Annotated in this window: 16 protein-coding genes and 1 pseudogene; 8 read left to right on the forward strand and 9 right to left on the reverse strand. The window is 43.6% G+C overall.

The window, feature by feature from the left end; all coding sequences use genetic code 11:
- Window positions 1-46: 46 nt before the first annotated feature.
- On the forward strand, window positions 47-1,213 hold the full coding sequence (locus BM195_RS15055; RefSeq protein WP_090240372.1) for a TraB/GumN family protein: 1,167 nt from the start codon (window positions 47-49) through the stop codon (window positions 1,211-1,213).
- Between the two features lie 24 nt (window positions 1,214-1,237).
- Window positions 1,238-1,525, forward strand: coding sequence for a hypothetical protein (locus BM195_RS15060; RefSeq protein ID WP_090240376.1), 288 nt, complete (start codon window positions 1,238-1,240; stop codon window positions 1,523-1,525).
- Window positions 1,526-1,539: 14 nt separating this feature from the next.
- Here the strand turns inward: BM195_RS15060 and BM195_RS15065 are convergent, their stop codons facing one another.
- Entirely contained in the window at window positions 1,540-2,964 is a 1,425-nt protein-coding gene (locus tag BM195_RS15065; RefSeq protein WP_090240378.1) for an aldehyde dehydrogenase family protein, read from the reverse strand.
- Window positions 2,965-2,989: 25 nt separating this feature from the next.
- Window positions 2,990-4,621, reverse strand: a complete 1,632-nt coding sequence (locus BM195_RS15070; protein WP_090240381.1) for an acetolactate synthase large subunit — start codon at window positions 4,619-4,621, stop codon at window positions 2,990-2,992.
- A 455-nt stretch (window positions 4,622-5,076) separates the two neighbouring features.
- Between BM195_RS15070 and BM195_RS15075 the strand changes: the two genes are divergently transcribed.
- Both BM195_RS15075 and yhbH read left to right on the forward strand, forming a co-directional pair.
- Window positions 5,077-6,972: a PrkA family serine protein kinase gene (locus BM195_RS15075; RefSeq protein WP_090240384.1), complete on the forward strand. Its 1,896-nt coding sequence runs from the start codon at window positions 5,077-5,079 to the stop codon at window positions 6,970-6,972.
- A gap of 192 nt (window positions 6,973-7,164) precedes the next feature.
- Window positions 7,165-8,349, forward strand: coding sequence for a sporulation protein YhbH (gene yhbH / locus BM195_RS15080; protein ID WP_425283927.1), 1,185 nt, complete (start codon window positions 7,165-7,167; stop codon window positions 8,347-8,349).
- Between the two features lie 256 nt (window positions 8,350-8,605).
- On the opposite strand, the gene ymzB is transcribed toward yhbH, so the two are convergent.
- The 4 genes from ymzB to BM195_RS15100 form a co-directional block, all read right to left on the reverse strand.
- On the reverse strand, window positions 8,606-8,953 hold the full coding sequence (ymzB, locus tag BM195_RS15085) for a protein YmzB (protein ID WP_090240389.1): 348 nt from the start codon (window positions 8,951-8,953) through the stop codon (window positions 8,606-8,608).
- A 173-nt stretch (window positions 8,954-9,126) separates the two neighbouring features.
- Window positions 9,127-9,309: a hypothetical protein gene (locus BM195_RS15090; protein WP_090240391.1), complete on the reverse strand. Its 183-nt coding sequence runs from the start codon at window positions 9,307-9,309 to the stop codon at window positions 9,127-9,129.
- A 35-nt stretch (window positions 9,310-9,344) separates the two neighbouring features.
- Window positions 9,345-10,043 (reverse strand): NAD(P)H-dependent oxidoreductase, encoded by a 699-nt coding sequence (locus BM195_RS15095; protein ID WP_090240394.1) that lies wholly within the window; start codon window positions 10,041-10,043, stop codon window positions 9,345-9,347.
- 164 nt (window positions 10,044-10,207) lie between these two features.
- Window positions 10,208-11,134 (reverse strand): nucleoside hydrolase, encoded by a 927-nt coding sequence (locus BM195_RS15100; protein WP_090240397.1) that lies wholly within the window; start codon window positions 11,132-11,134, stop codon window positions 10,208-10,210.
- Window positions 11,135-11,491: 357 nt separating this feature from the next.
- Between BM195_RS15100 and BM195_RS15105 the strand changes: the two genes are divergently transcribed.
- The 3 genes from BM195_RS15105 to BM195_RS15115 all read left to right on the forward strand — a co-directional run bounded on the left by BM195_RS15105 (window position 11,492) and on the right by BM195_RS15115 (window position 14,502).
- Window positions 11,492-11,959 (forward strand): hypothetical protein, encoded by a 468-nt coding sequence (locus BM195_RS15105; protein WP_090240399.1) that lies wholly within the window; start codon window positions 11,492-11,494, stop codon window positions 11,957-11,959.
- Window positions 11,960-12,098: 139 nt separating this feature from the next.
- Window positions 12,099-13,514 (forward strand): SpoVR family protein, encoded by a 1,416-nt coding sequence (locus tag BM195_RS15110; protein WP_425283928.1) that lies wholly within the window; start codon window positions 12,099-12,101, stop codon window positions 13,512-13,514.
- A 235-nt stretch (window positions 13,515-13,749) separates the two neighbouring features.
- Window positions 13,750-14,502, forward strand: coding sequence for a hypothetical protein (locus BM195_RS15115; protein WP_090240402.1), 753 nt, complete (start codon window positions 13,750-13,752; stop codon window positions 14,500-14,502).
- 87 nt (window positions 14,503-14,589) lie between these two features.
- On the opposite strand, the gene BM195_RS18910 is transcribed toward BM195_RS15115, so the two are convergent.
- Complete coding sequence (locus BM195_RS18910) at window positions 14,590-14,715, reverse strand: hypothetical protein (protein WP_280141272.1); 126 nt, start codon at window positions 14,713-14,715, stop codon at window positions 14,590-14,592.
- Between the two features lie 176 nt (window positions 14,716-14,891).
- On the opposite strand from BM195_RS18910, the gene rlmH reads away from it, so the two are divergent.
- Window positions 14,892-15,371, forward strand: coding sequence for a 23S rRNA (pseudouridine(1915)-N(3))-methyltransferase RlmH (gene rlmH / locus BM195_RS15120; RefSeq protein ID WP_090240405.1), 480 nt, complete (start codon window positions 14,892-14,894; stop codon window positions 15,369-15,371).
- 627 nt (window positions 15,372-15,998) lie between these two features.
- On the opposite strand, the pseudogene BM195_RS19225 reads toward rlmH, so the two are convergent.
- Window positions 15,999-16,136 (reverse strand): annotated as a pseudogene (locus tag BM195_RS19225) (recombinase zinc beta ribbon domain-containing protein); the annotation flags it as partial.
- A gap of 24 nt (window positions 16,137-16,160) precedes the next feature.
- Window positions 16,161-16,427: IS3 family transposase (locus tag BM195_RS15130; RefSeq protein WP_139224009.1), on the reverse strand; the 267-nt coding region annotated here is incomplete at its 5' end.

Here is a 16,427-nt window from a genome sequence, read left to right on the forward strand (position 1 = left end):
TATAATAGTGGTTATACAACAGATTGATAATATGGGAGATAACGATATGTCTGAAGAAAATATAACCCGAATCCACCTGGACAACAAAGAATACATATTAATTGGTACGGCACATGTATCGAAAAACAGTGCCGAACAGGTGAAAGAGGTGATTGAAAGCGAGCAGCCGGATGCAGTCTGTATAGAATTGGACAAGCAACGGTACCAGTCTGTCACAGAAGGCAATAAATGGAAAGACATGGACATATTTCAGGTCATTAAAGAGAGAAAAGCATCATTGTTGCTCGTGAATCTCGCCATATCATCCTTCCAGAAACGCATGGCCAAACAATTCGGTATCGATGCCGGTCAGGAGATGATTCAGGCTATTGAGTCATCGAAAGAAATAGATGCTAATCTTGTGCTGGCTGACCGGAATATCCAGATAACGTTCTCCCGCATCTGGGCGGGACTGGGCTTGAAAGGAAAAGCGTTACTGCTGACCCAGATTATTGGCAGTATTTTCAGCCGTGAAACCATTTCAGAAGAGGAATTGGAAAAGCTCAAATCAAAGGATATGCTAGACAGTATGCTGGAAGAATTTACCGAACATTTTCCACGGCTGAAGAAGCCATTGATCGATGAACGGGATCAATACCTGTCCCAAAAAATTAAAGAGGCACCAGGTGAGAAAATTGTAGCGGTTCTTGGTGCGGCACATGTTCCCGGTATTACAAATGAAATAAACAAAGAGCATGACCTAAAACGACTCAGTGAACGGCCGTCGAAATCAAAGGCCCCCAAAATCATTGCCTGGGCAATTCCGATTTTGATTCTCTCTATTATTGCATATACGTTTTTCACAAACCCGTCAGCCGGATGGCAGCAGACCGTCAGTTGGGTTTTGTGGAATGGAAGTTTATCAGCAATCGGTACAGCTATTGCTTTGGGTCATCCATTGACCATATTAACCGCGTTTTTGGCGGCACCGTTATCATCGTTGAACCCGCTCATTGCGGCGGGATGGTTTGCAGGCATTGTCCAGGCCATCATCCGCAGACCGCATGTGCGTGACTTTGAGCAGTTATCAGAGGACGTTTATAGTTTGAAAGGCTTTTGGCAAAATAAGGTGACGCGAATTCTACTGATTGTCGTATTGGCAAATATTGGCAGTTCAGTTGGAACGTTTATCGGCGGGGCGGATGTTATTCGCTTGTTCTTGGACAATCTGTAGCCTGGCAAATGGAGGGAGTTCCTCATGAAGCTGATTGCTGAACAGCCCTATATTAAAGTGGAGCGCGAAATGACGAGTATAAGTCAAAACTATGTTGAAGATGACCGCCGCCTTTATTTGTATCACGACAGAATCCTTAGCAAGCATCATGAATTTCCCATTGAACAAGTGTGGGATATGTCATATCGGCCAGTTGATGGCAAGGGTGGTCTGTTATATTTACACACCAGCAAAGGCGTTCATGTTTATACGGTGAAAGAATCACCTGATGAATTTATAGAAGCATTTAAGAAGCTAAAAAAAAGCTCCTGAGAAAGGGAGCCTTTTTAGTCTTTTAGCTTAAAACCAATAAACTTCGGTTCGGTCATATCCTCGACGGCATATTTGACCCCTTCTCTGCCGACACCGCTTTGTTTGACGCCGCCATATGGATGGTTGTCCTGCCGGTAAGTTGAAATTTCGTTAATCCAAACACCGCCCATTTCAAGCTGATCCGCAACCCGCATAGCCCGGTCTATATCTTTGGTAAACACCCCTGCCTGCAGGCCATATATCGAATCATTGGAATAGGCGATAACATCTTCCTCTGTATCAAAAGGGATCACCGAAACAATCGGTGCGAATACTTCATCAGCGATAATCTTCATGTTGCTCTCAACATTCGTCATAATGGTCGGCTTCAGAATCGTACCGTCCCGCTCACCGCCTGTTTCGACGTTTGCGCCGTGTTCTGCGGCATCATCAATCCATTGTTTAGCACGTTTGGCTTCCTCTTCACTGATCATAGGGCCGATATCCGTACTTTCGTCAGTAGGATCGCCAATGGTCAGCTCATTTGTCTGTTTGATGTATTCTTTAAGGAAAGGTTCATAGATGTCTTGTTGCACATAAACGCGTTGTGCCGAAATACATACTTGCCCGGAAAAGGAGAAGGCACCTTTGACCAGCTGTTTGGCAGCTTCGTTAATATTTGCATCGTTAAATAAAATGTTGGGTGAGTTGGAGCCCAGTTCAAGTGTCACTTTCTTAAAGCCGGCGGATTCCTGAATCGATCGTCCGACAGGCAAACTCCCGGTAAATGAGATTTTGTGCACCTTATCGTGTGTGACAAGTGCTTCGCCGATTTCACCGGTCCCCATCACCAGGTTTAGCACGCCATCAGGCAGTCCCGCTTCCTGAAACAATTTCACTAATTGATAGGCTGAAATGGGGGTTTTTTCTGCCGGTTTAAAAATGACCGTATTGCCTGCTGCGATGGCTGGTGCAATCTTATGCAGCGACAGATTCAGCGGAAAATTGAATGGCGTGATGGCCGCTACAACACCAAGCGGAACCTGTTTGACCAGTCCAAGTCTTCCGTCACCATCGATAGCAGCATCCATTGGCACCACTTCACCGGTAATGTGTTTGGCCTCCTCCGAAGCAAAGCGGAGCACCTGAACTGAGCGCTGGACTTCACCACGGCTGAAATGAATCGGTTTCCCTGCCTCTTTCACAATCGCCCAGGCAAATTCTTCTGCATTTTCCTCCATTAAATCAGCTGTTTTACGTAAGATGTCTGAGCGTTCATGTGCAGGCATATCCTTCATGGTGTTATGGAATGTATCATATGAATTGGTGACCCCCTTTTCAAATTCAATGTCTGATGCCAAGGCAATTTCTGAGACAACTTCCCCGTTGTACGGGTTGATGACATCTATCGTGTTATCACTGTTGTTGAATTCTTGGCCGTTTATAATCGAACCGATCATAATTTATCCTCCTCGTATCCAGGGTTTAGCAAATGATATCGCCAAGTTTTTCGGTTAATTTCATATTTTCGCTGTAATCAACCGGACAGTCGATGAATACAGGTTTATTCATGGCGATGGCTTTTTCCAGTGATGGTTTGAGTTCGTCAGCTTTTGTAATGGTCATGGGTTCAAATCCATATGAAGCAGCAAGCTGTCTGTAATCCGGATTGCCAAACTTGATATACGATGACCGGTCAAATGTCCTGAGTTGGTGCCATTCAATCAGGCCGTATCCATCATCACGCCACATGAGGACAATGATTGGCAGGTTCAGGCGTTTTGCTGTTTCCAGTTCAGCACCGGTCATCTGGAATGAACCATCGCCGCAAACAGCTACAACATTCCGTTCCGGGTGAACCATTTTGGCTGCAATGGCACTTGGTACAGCGACTCCCATTGAGGCAAGCCCATTGGAAATGAGGCACGTATTCGGCTCGTGGGCATGATACATCCGGGCCATCCACATTTTATGGGCACCGACATCTGATATGGCGATATCTGTTTCACTCAATACACTGCGCAAATCGGCAATGATTTTTTGCGGCTTTATCGGAAAATGGGCATCTTCATAAAATGCCTGCAGTTCATTTAAGGCTTGTTCTCTCACGCTAGCCACCCAGCTATTATCCCTTGATGCCGAGCTGATACGTTCACCAAGCTGTTCCAGGTTGGCCGGGATGTCTCCTAAAAGATTAAGTGCCACAGGATAATTGGCATCTGTTTCAGCCTCTTCGGTATCAATGTGAATGATTGGCTTGTTTTCTCTGTTCCAATTCTTTGGCGGGTATTCTGCCATATCGAATCCGATGGTTATGATTAAGTCTGAACCGTTAAATCCGCATGTAATGTAATCATTTCCGCTTATTCCCGCTGTCAAAAGACTCAACTCATTTTCCCATGAAATTGATCCCTTGCCCATGAACGAATGGACAACCGGTATTTGCGTTTTTTGAATAAACGTTTGCAGTTCATTTGTTGCTTGCTGTCTGGTGATGCCATTACCGGCAAGTATAAGCGGATGCTTTGCCTTTTCAATCATATTGACGGCCTGTTCGACCATGCCTTGACTTGCTTTCGTATGGGGGCGTTCATTCGGAACGAGTGGTGAGGTGTCATCAATATCCATGCCAGCGATATCCTCCGGCAGGTCAATGTGTGTTGCGCCCCATTTTTCCTGGCCTGCCACCTGAAAAGCTTTACGGACAACTTCAGGTGTGATTTTAGCTGATTTAATTTGTGCGTTCCACTTAGTCACCGGCTCATACATATTGATGAGATCATAATACTGGTGGGAGGTTTTATGCTGCCGATCCAGTCCAGCCTGACCGGTAATGGCAACAAGGGGTGCATGATCCATATTGGCATTGGCAACACCGGTCATCAGGTTCGTTGCCCCGGGTCCTAATGTAGCCAGACAAACGCCGGGCTTGCCGGTCAGTCTGCCATATGTACCCGCCATGAAGGCAGCACTTGTTTCGTGCCGGGTAACGATAAATTCAATTTCCGAATCATAAATAGCATCAAGCAGATCGATATTTTCCTCGCCCGGTACGCCGAAAACATACTCAACCCCCTCCTGCTCAAGACATTTGACGAACAATTCTGCTACAGTCATCGCGATCCATCCTTTGTCAATTTTTGCTTTTAACGTCATCGTTTATAAATGTATGGTTACCTTATAAGACAAAACGTAGTCTTTCACTCTAAGGGCTTGGTTAAAGACAAGTTTTTCTAATGTTAGTTTCCGCAAGAAGTCATGAATTATAAGCATAAAAAACTTATTTTGATTGAAACCAGCCGGCATCATGAAGAACCCCAGTGCATAGTCTATATAAAGTGAAACTTCAATCATTGGGGTTCAACGCACAGGACGTAAAAAATGCAGGTGTTTGTCATTGGATGACGAACACAACCTGCCTTTTTTAACCCCAATGATTGTTAGTTGAACGAATCGGACCTTAACGGGCAGTTGTTTCTAACAATTGTTATGCTCTGCGATTGAAAATCCCGGAGAGGGAACTTACTCCCGTTAAGGGGGGGATAAACCGAGCCCTAAATGGAGGGAACCGAATGGATATTCTCAACAAAGTGAAGGATCTTCGTGAGGAAGAACAGCGTCTGAGATGGGAAGGGACGTTTGCCGAGTATCTGGAAATGGTGAAGCAGCGGCCGGAAGTTGCGCAAACTGCTCATTCACGTGTTTATAATATGGTTAAAAGTTCCGGCTTATCGGAAAAAGACGGAAAAAAGATGTACGATTTTTTTGGCGAAGAGATTTTCGGGCTGGAGGATACGATTGAAAAGCTGGTGGAGGAATATTTCCATCCGGCAGCTAAACGGCTTGATGTCAGGAAGCGTATTTTACTGCTGATGGGTCCGGTGAGCGGTGGAAAGTCAACGATCGTAACCATGCTGAAACGCGGTCTCGAGCAATATTCAAGGACAGATGAAGGAGCGGTTTATGCGATCAAGGGCTGCCCGATGCATGAGGATCCGCTCCATTTGATTCCGCAGCATTTGCGTGCTGATTTTTATGAAGAATACGGCATCCGGATTGAAGGGAGTCTGTCACCATTAAATGCGATGCGACTCGAAAAGGAATATGACGGACGGATAGAAGATGTCATGGTCGAGCGCATCTTTTTGTCAGAGGATAAGCGGACCGGCATTGGCACATTCAGCCCGTCTGATCCGAAATCCCAGGATATTGCGGATTTGACCGGCAGTATTGATTTTTCCACGATTGCGGAATATGGATCAGAATCAGACCCGCGCGCATACCGGTTCGATGGTGAGTTGAACAAGGCAAACCGCGGGATGATGGAATTTCAGGAAATGCTGAAGTGTGATGAGAAGTTTCTCTGGCACTTGCTGTCATTGACACAGGAGGGCAATTTTAAAGCCGGTCGGTTTGCGTTGATCAGCGCTGATGAACTCATCGTCGCGCACACGAACGAGGCGGAGTACCGGTCGTTTATCGCCAATCAGAAAAATGAGGCACTCCAGTCACGGATCATCGTCATGCCGATTCCGTATAACCTGAAAGTGAGTGAAGAAGAACGTATTTATCAAAAAATGATTAATGAAAGTGATATGGCGCATGTGCATATTGCACCCCATGCGTTAAGAGTTGCTGCGATTTTTTCGATATTGACGCGACTGGAAGAATCGAAAAAACAGAGCGTTGACCTGGTGAAAAAGATGCGCCTTTATGATGGGGATAGTGTTGAAGGGTATAATCAGGTTGATGTCGATGAATTGAGAAAGGAATTCCCTGACGAAGGCATGCACGGGATTGACCCGCGTTATGTGATCAACCGGATTTCATCAACGATCATTCGCAAGGAGACCCCGTCAATCAATGCACTGGATGTCCTGCGTTCGTTGAAGGACGGACTTGAACAGCATCCATCGATTTCAGAAGAAGACAAAGAACGCTATTTAAATTATATTTCTGTTGCTAGACGCGAGTATGATGACATTGCAAAAAAAGAGGTACAGAAAGCGTTTGTGTACTCATACGAGGAATCAGCTAAAACATTACTCGATAATTATCTGGACAATGTCGAGGCATACTGCAATAAAACAAAGCTGCATGACCCGCTGACCGGCGAGGAAATGAACCCGGATGAAAAACTGATGCGCTCGATTGAGGAGCAGATCGGCATCTCGGAAAATGCGAAGAAAGCATTCAGGGAGGAAATTCTGATCCGCATCTCCGCTTATGCACGAAAAGGAAAGCGGTTCGATTACAATTCCCATGAACGTCTGCGGGAAGCTATCCAGAAAAAATTATTTGCCGACCTGAAAGATGTGGTCAAAATTACAACGTCATCCCAGACGCCGGATGAATCACAGCTCAAGAAAATTAATGAGGTGATTGCCAGACTGATTGATGAATATGGCTATAACTCAGTCTCTGCCAATGAACTTCTGCGATATGTCGGCAGTCTTCTGAACCGGTAATGACTTGGTTAAAACAACAAGACAGCCTGAAACTGTCTTGTTGTTTTTCTATCCTAAGCAAATTTGTAATGGCTGCATAAGATAAAGAAACCAGCTCATGTATTTTCATGATTGGCTATGCTGATGAGTTTTGTTAAAAAATACAAAGTTGATTGAACTGAAATCAACAATAAGGTTAACTTATCATTTTGAATGGGAGGGGAAAATGTGCAGGAAGAGCATAGAAGTTTTACTGTCTCACAGGAAGATTGGTCCCTCCACCGCAAAGGTTATCAGGATCAGAAACGTCATATGGATAAAGTGAAAGACGCTATTCGAAATAATTTGCCTGATTTAATCAGCGAAGAGAATATTATCATGTCAAATGGGCGTGATGTCATCAAAATTCCGATCCGCTCACTGGATGAATACAAAATCCGTTATAACGATGATAAGTCCAAACATGTCGGCCAGGGGGACGGGGACAGTGAAGTTGGTGATGTGATCGCCCGTGACCCGGGGAGCGGCGATAAGGGGAAAGGCGGATCCGGTGAAGGAAAACAGGCAGGAGACCAGCCGGGAAGTGACTATTATGAGGCGGAAGTGTCGATGTCTGAACTGGAGGAAGTCTTATTCAAAGAGCTTGAGCTGCCTGATCTGATGCAGAAGGAAGAAGCTGAAGTGACAACCGAAAAAACGGAATTTAATGACGTCCGCAAAAAAGGGCTGATGGGCAATGTTGATAAAAAACGGACGATTCTGACGGCATTGAAGCGGAATGCGATCAAAGGAAAGCCGCAAATTACACCTATTTACAATGATGACTTACGTTTCAAAACGTGGAATGACATCGTGAAGCCGGAGTCCCGGGCTGTTATCCTGGCCATGATGGATACCAGTGCATCGATGGGGAACTTTGAGAAATTTTTGGCCAGAAGCTTCTTTTTCTGGATGATGAAATTTTTGCGTTCCAAATATGAAAGCGTCGAAATCGCATTTATTGCTCATCATACCGAAGCAAAAGTCGTCACTGAAGAGGCATTTTTTTCAAAAGGGGAAAGCGGCGGAACGATTTGTTCTTCAGCCTATGACAAGGCATTGGAGTTGATCGCTGACGAATACAGCCCTGCCCGTTACAACATTTATCCATTCCATTTTTCTGACGGGGAAAACATCACATCCGATAATCCCAAGTGCATCAAGCTTGTGAATGAAATCATGAATGTATCGAACATGTTCGGCTATGCTGAGGTGAACATGTATCAACGCCAGTCAACCCTGATGCGCGCCTATAGAGAATTTGAAAATCCGAAATTCCGCCATTATATTCTAAAAGGAAAAGAAGATGTTTATCACGCTTTGAGAACCTTTTTCCGGAAGCAAGCAGCCGCTGTCTGAAACCTCCGCACGAACGAGGTACACCCCAAAAGTTAGGTTTTTGACTCTAACTTTTAGGGTGACTTCAGAGCGGGGGTTTCCTCAGCCGCATATCCCGACCTGGCCATCTATAGCGATTATAAGCGAATCTACAGCGGACCTGGGGCAAACTATAGCGATTTTAGGGTGAACTGCGGCGAAAATAGATCAATCTATAGCGATCCACCGTCCGCCATTCCCATCTCACCAGCCCAACGTCATTCCACAGAACAGCAGGTCATTCTTTTTCAATCTTATACACGCCGCGAGAGGTGCTGAGTAAAAATTGTTCACCGTCAAATTCGTATAAGGAATTGTCTTCAAGTGGAATTTCGTACAAGGATGACGGCAGCGGCTGGGTATCCACTGCGTCTGTTTCGATCCTCCCGATGCCGTTTAATTGCAGTGCGTGCTTAGGTTCATAATCATCGATCCTTCTCGTGTTCCGATCATAGGATATATTCTGCAATGTCATGATGGTTTCATCCAAATCATCTAATTCATGCTTGGAAATTTTGATGGTCTCACCGTTCCATTGCTGCAATAATTCATTGAATTCCTCGATGGTCAAAAATTGCAGATCCATTATAATCCCTCCTGCCTATAGATTTGCCCTTGTACAGGCAATCATGCAGGCAGGTCTGTGGTAATTTTTACTTGGCTATCTTCAAGCCTAAACATTTTTTCTTTTTTCGATGATGTCGGATAGGTAACCATTTGAAGCAGCAGGTTAAAATCTGTTCAGAGATTGCAGTTTTTTTATTCTCCCCATCTTTTTGGGCTCCACAATGTACCGTCAATTTCGCCCTCCATTTGGTAAATGCGCTTTCCCTGTTCTTCAATAATGTCTTGGGCAGCCTTTATGAAGACTGCTTCACCATAGTCCTGTCTTTTGTCAAACATGCGCTGTAACTCTTGTAACATCCATTCTTCTTCGTCCATCACATTGAACCCTCCGCACCTTATGGATTTTAAATTTAATGTTGTTGCATCTGATCCAGTACGACTTTCAAGCCGTCAATTGTATTCCGGTTCTCTTTGATCAGGGATATGGCATATTCATAGATGTTCGCATCATGAGGGTCTGAAGCATTTTGAAGCATTTTTTCCAGTTGTGCTATGAGCCATTTCTCCCTGGATGCCAGACTTGGATCATTTTCCATGGTTAGCATTTGCCAGTATTTGATGAGCACTTCCATTTTCTGCTCCTCTTCCATATAGGCAAATTGATAGATCGTGAACGGCTTGAGATAAATCATCCCCGTTTTATGGGCCATCGCCTGAAATGGTTTGGTCAATTCATTAATACTAAAAAGCTCTGTTCCACCAGCCTGGTATTCTCTTGCACTAATACCAATCATTAAGATCAAGCCAAATTCTTTTCCAGACAGCATTTTCCCCCTTTCTCCATAAGCAAAGCCATCTTCCAGGACGACATCCTGCCAATGTTTGATAAGCGGCGGCGAACTGTACCAATAGAACGGGAACTGAAAAAGAATTCGGTCATGCTGCTTTAGTAATGCTTGTTCTTTTTCGATGTCAATCCGGTAATCCGGATAGGCACCTTCCAGATGGTGGATGGTCATATCATGGTTTTCCTTGACAGACCTTAAAAAGAACTGCTGGCTGCTTGATTCTAAAATATCCGGATGGGATACAATCAACAAGGTTTTCATGATTAGCTTCCTTCCGTTAAGGCTTGAAATAGTTTTCCCGTATTCGTTACGGGTAAACATTTTCATTGCCGAAGTCCATATTCATACTGCCAATAACGGTAATCGTTAATTTTTTAGCCGTTGTTCAAAAAGTCTGTTCAACATTACACATCGAATTTCTTCGTTTATTCAGTTCGGATGACCCGGTTCAAAAAGTGATCAACAAAGCGATCGGCATTGACTTCAACACATACGTCAATATGGCCATCCCGGTTTTCTTCCCCAACCGTTTGTCCGTTTGCACTGCCTTCTGTCATGACGCTCACGGACATGGTTTTCGTTTTGACAAGCGTGGCGTCTATTGCGATACCAATCACCAGCGGGTCGTGTAACGCGCATCCATCTAAATTTGGATTGCGTTCAGCGTATGCATCCATATAAAAATCACACATAGCTGCCAGGAAGCGGGAAGGTACTGTATCGTTTTTTCGCCATTCCGCTAAAACATTGCGTTTGAGCAGTGTTTTTTGGGTGACGTCCAAACCGACCAATGTCATCGGAATGCCGGATTGAAACGTAAATTGTGCGGCTTCGGGATCATGGTATATATTGGATTCAGCGTAAGATGTCACATTACCCGGTACTGTCACAGCACCACCCATAAGAATGACATCCTTTGCCAAATGCACGATGTCAGGATCTTTTTGAATCGCTCTTGCCAGATTGTTTTGATTGGCAGTCGTTAAAATCGTAATATCATTTGGATGATTATGTATGGCAGAAACGATAAAGTCATGAGCCAACATGCTTTCTGCCTGTTTGCTTGCTGGCGGCAGTACAACATTGCCTAAGCCATTTTCGCCATGAATCCAAGTCGTCTTTTCAGCTGGCGTGCGGCCTGTGAATGTTTCTTCCATTCCTTGAAAAACGGGGATATCCTGAGCGCCAAGCATTTGTAAAAGCTGGCATGTGTTTCGAGTTGCTTCATGAACCGATGTGTTTCCGAATGTTGTCGTGATCCCAAGTATATTTAATTCCGGTGAGTGAACAGCATAGGCAATGGCGAGTGCGTCATCAATACCAGTGTCGACATCCAATATAATATGTTTCATTTCGTGTCACCTTCATTCCATATGATAATATTGCCACCACTCAGTTCTTTTTACAGTCTGCATGCTTTTGGTTATGACAATACGGATTGTTACTATTCTATATAAATTGGTTGATAAAAACAATGATACTGCATATTTCAGCGTATTTGAACGAGGTTTGTCCAGGAAGGAAAAATGTGCTTGACAATATGGGGAATTATCGTAAAATATGAACAAACCTATCCTTCTTTCATTTCTTCTGGGGATTTGCCTCCTGTTGCTCTCACGACTATAACATCCCACATGTACCACCTTCTCACCAATGCAAAACCGTTTCTGAAGTAAAATTCATATTTATCAATTAAAGGAGAGGATTCTATGGCATCTGTCTGTTCAGCAATTGCTTGTCCGCATTGCGGCTGCTGTGCAACGGAAGATGATCATTACAAAACCGGGGAAAAGTTTATTTGGTGTTACCGATGCGGGTATTCATACTACAAAACGATCGATCATGTTGAGAATCATGTGCCAATTTATAGTGAAACAGTTTATGAGGGACACGGTATGTTTCTTCTGGTCAGTAAAGATGAGAAAAGAGAAACCGATGGACGGCGCATTTTGAACAGACCTTTAACTGAGCAGGAAATGCAAGCTTTTCAGGATGCGTTTCAGGATGATGATGTTGATCTTGAGAAAAGTTATTTTGTCACATATGAAAATGGTGAGTTTACAACCATTGCCGGCACTGTGCCAGAAGATTTCTATCTGCCGTTTGAAGAATATAAAATCAAAAGAGGTGAAGATAATCTCGAGGTCATCGTTCCTATTGAATCATTAGGTATATAACTGCCAACCACTTATTCGTACCGTTCCTCGAAATACAGCCCAAAAAATCCTTCCATTCTTCCCATCTTAATGCCAGCTAGGCAGTCAAAAATTCACGCCTGTGTCATACACTGTAAAAAGGACACTTGGAGGGATCATCTTGACAGAAACACAAACGCTGAATCGTGCGATTGATGAAATCACAGAAATAGCATCCGGTTTTAATCTTGATTTTTACCCGATGCGGTATGAAATTTGCCCGGCCGATATCATTTACACGTTCGGGGCGTATGGCATGCCGACACGGTTTTCCCATTGGAGCTTCGGTAAACAATTTCATAAAATGAAGACCCATTATGACCTCGGACTGAGTCAGATTTATGAACTTGTCATTAATTCCAATCCTTGCTATGCCTTCCTGCTTGATACAAACAGCCTGATCCAGAACAAACTGATTATTGCACATGTATTGGCACATTGTGACTTTTTCAAAAACAATGTACGGTTTGCCAACACCCGGCGCGATATGGTGGAAAGCATGACGGCAACAGCGGAGCGGGTTGAAAACTACGAGATGATGTATGGCAGGAAAGAGGTGGAAGATTTTCTGGATGCGGTTTTGTCCATCCAGGAGCATATAGATCCATCGCTTATCCGGCCGGAATTGTCCGATTACAGGGAAGACGAAGCAGTGGATGAGAGCGGTCATACTGCTGTCAAAACACCGTATGATGATCTATGGAATTTGGATGAGACAAACCGGGACAACAAGCCAAAGCCTGTTAAAAGGCGTCAAAAGTTACCTCCAAAGCCGGAAAAAGATTTGCTGCTGTTCATTGAGGAGCACAGCCGTGAGCTGGAGGACTGGCAGCGGGATATGCTGACGATGATGCGCGAGGAGATGCTTTACTTCTGGCCGCAGCTGGAAACGAAAATCATGAACGAAGGCTGGGCATCGTACTGGCACCAGCGAATTTTAAGGGAAATGGACCTGACATCTGATGAAGCAGTCGAGTTTGCCTCACTGAATGCAAACGTCGTGCAGCCATCCCAGCAGCGGATCAATCCTTACTATTTGGGACTGAAAATATATGAGGACATTGAAAAACGGTACAATAACCCAACAGAAGAAATGCTTATGATGGGGGTTGAACCAAATACAGGCAAGGAAAAGGTTTTCGAAGTGAGAGAAATTGAATCGGACCTGTCGTTCATTCGGAATTACTTGACGAAGGATCTGGTGAGTCAGGAAGACATGTATTTGTTTGAGAAACAGGGGCGCGATTATACGATTACCGATAAGGATTATGAAAACGTAAGAGATCAGCTCGTTTCCATGCGGGTTAATGGGGGTTTTCCGTATATCACGGTGGAAAATGGCGACTACATGCGGAATGGCGAATTGTATTTAAAGCATGGCTATGAAGGCACCGAACTCGATCTGCATTATTTGGAGAATGTCCTGCCGTATATTTATCAGCTATGGGGGCGAAAAGTTCATTTGGAAACGGTCGTGGAAGATAAGCGTGTAATGTTTTCGTATGATGGGGAGAAAGTGCATCGGAAGTTTTTGTAAGGCAGTTGAGAAAGCTAGGCATGGGCTCTGGTGTCATGCTTAGCTTTTCTGATATACACCAAATGAAAATCTCATGGTACATTGACAAAGAGATCCAATGGTGAGCATAATTTGAAGCAGGCTCTTTAGTACCTGTTATATGACGAACCCCCCAATGGAATGATAGTCAATTGTCCCGCTTCCGCCCCCAATCGCATAGGCTATTACCACCAATGCAATAAGGGATGTGATCAGAGTGGGATTATTCATTAATAAAAACAAACACCCCAGCGTCTTTCAAAATGATGGCAACATACTTGAACCAAATCAAGCTTACTACCACAAAGATAATTTTTCTGACATGATAAACGAGCAGAAGGAAATCAATCAAACGCTGTCTAAAGCGTTTCAAGAATTAAAAACGCTTTACCATCGGGAGCAGCATGCCAATACAAGCAAATGGGAAAATATTGGCGATCAGCTTCGGGCTTTGCGAGACCGAGAACGTGAGCATGAAACGTTTGAACGTCAGGCGATGGAATGGCTGGCAAAGCTGGATAAGAACAATCAGCAGCTTCAGTATATCATGGAGAATGAAAATACGATGAAAAAAGAAGTTGCCGGTCGGGTTGAATCGTTAAATACTGCCAGCCAAAAGATTGTGGAGCGTCTGGCAGCATACGAAGCTGTTAATCAGGATATGGCACAGCAGATGACAGCGCTGGCTGAACTGAACAGGGAAATGGCTGATCAGATGACCGGACAGGATCAAGCACAGGAAAACGTACTCAACCGGCTGGAAAGTCAGGGAGCACTGATGGAAAAAGTTCACCGGCAAATCAGCGAATTACGGTCCATCTTATTTGAGCGCAGCAGCTATCTTGCTGAAAAGATCGAGGACAGCTACAACCTCACATCATCATATTTCTACAAACTGATGAACGGATCGGATCAGCCGTTGACACTTTATATGGATCAGCGGAAAGCAGGCAGTGAAAAAAGGGATTAAGCTAAAATGGCGGTACTGGGTGGTATCGTCATTTTTTCGCATAAATCCCTGGATTTCAGGAAAAAAGCCTCTTCATTAGTTGAGGCTTCATAGGGACGTTTTGGTCTGTACAGTATTCAATTTCCTTTTGACAGAAATCGTTTCAGCGCCAGTACGGCAGTCAGTCGTGTGCAACCCGATTATGGCGTATTTCGTATGATTATGTTTAGTCATGTGTCCCCACCTATCAATAAGATATGTATCTTTTAGATTTATTATATAGGAGGTGCTGCAGAAAATGGCAAGTGAATTTTGATCATTTATTTGTTTTGGATTGGCAGGTGCATGTTGTGGTACCGCATTTTTGGTAAAATAAGAATGAAGAACGAAACGAAAAGGATGTTCAATCAATGAAAATATCCATCATAGCAGTCGGAAAGTTAAAGGAAAAATATCTCAAGCGAGGGATCGAGGAATACTTGAAGCGTCTAGGCTCCTATGCGAAAGTGCAAATTGTGGAAGTTGCCGATGAAAAGGCCCCTGAAAATATGAGTGAAGCCGAGATGCGGGAAGTGAAACGTAAAGAAGGCGAGCGGATCCTTTCAAACATCAGCCAGGATACATATGTCATTACACTGGAGATCGGCGGGAAAATGCTCAGCTCAGAAAAATTTGCCGCTAAACTGGATGAGCTTGCCACTTATGGCAACAGCAAAATCGCATTCGTCATCGGTGGGTCAGTCGGGATAAGTGAAAGTGTGCAGAAGCGGCGTGATTTGGCATTGTCTTTTTCGAAAATGACATTTCCCCATCAGATGATGCGGATGATTCTGCTGGAGCAGGTGTACCGGGCGTTTCGGATTGTGAGGGGAGAACCGTACCATAAATAAGGGTAAAATATCAAGGGAAGAAAAGGTTTCCCTGTACATTTCTTCCCTTGAAAATGGCTCGTCCATGAAGGATAAATCGGCTGGTGCAATGCAGTTTAATTTAGACATTTCATTAAGTAATACACTTGAACTACCCTGTAATGATTCAATGGTGAAATCAAACATCAGGTTGATGCATTTGATTTGTCTTCCTTCTTTGTGGGACACCTTTTCCTTGGTAATTTGAATGTCTTTTACAAAAAGGGAGAGTAGTTCTTTCTTTTCTGTTGCATCTGCTTGATCCAGTAGAGTATCTATATTTTTAAGTAGATTTGTAAGTGCTTCTGCATCAATGGGATCTTTGCTAATAGTTTGCAGCTCTTTTTCTACGTTATCTATCCGACTTTCAATTGTAGTAAGTTGGTTTTTTTGTTCGAGCATTTTTTTGCTATAGATATCCTTTAAGTCCGTATCATCCATGAGTAATGTCACTAGATTATCCAAATGCTTTTCGGTTTTCCTTTTGTTTTTAAGCAGCCGTTTTTTCTCCTCTAATAATGGAGATTCAGCATTCAATCGTTCATTATTCATTTTATCGACTAATTTCTCAATAAAATAAGGAAGCGTCACAACACGCTTTAATTCATCAATGACATACTGTTCAGCTTTATCCGCATTAATGGTATGAGCTTGGCAAGCAGTTCTACCTTTATTTTTATACTGACCACATTGATAGAGTCTATATTGTTTTCCATTTTTACCTCTAGCTTTTACAGCAGTTGGAATATCAACACTAAACTGAACAAATTTTTAAAGGTGCATCAACTTGTATTCAGACGGTGTTAAGTAATCTAATGATTCATGAATCCGAATATTGTTAAACCAATTCACATAATCGAAAAGCTCATAGTCAAGTTCATGTTGGCAAGTGAATACACGGCCATAAACGAATTCCGTCTTGATTGTTTTAAATGTTGCCTCCGCAACGGCGTTATCGTACGGTGTGCCCCTGTTACTAAGGGATCTTTCGATGTCAAATGTCTCTAATGCCTGGTCGATGAGCTTGTTCTTAAACTC

Source organism: Lentibacillus halodurans (genome assembly GCF_900112045.1).
GTDB classification, from domain to species: domain Bacteria; phylum Bacillota; class Bacilli; order Bacillales; family Amphibacillaceae; genus Lentibacillus; species Lentibacillus halodurans.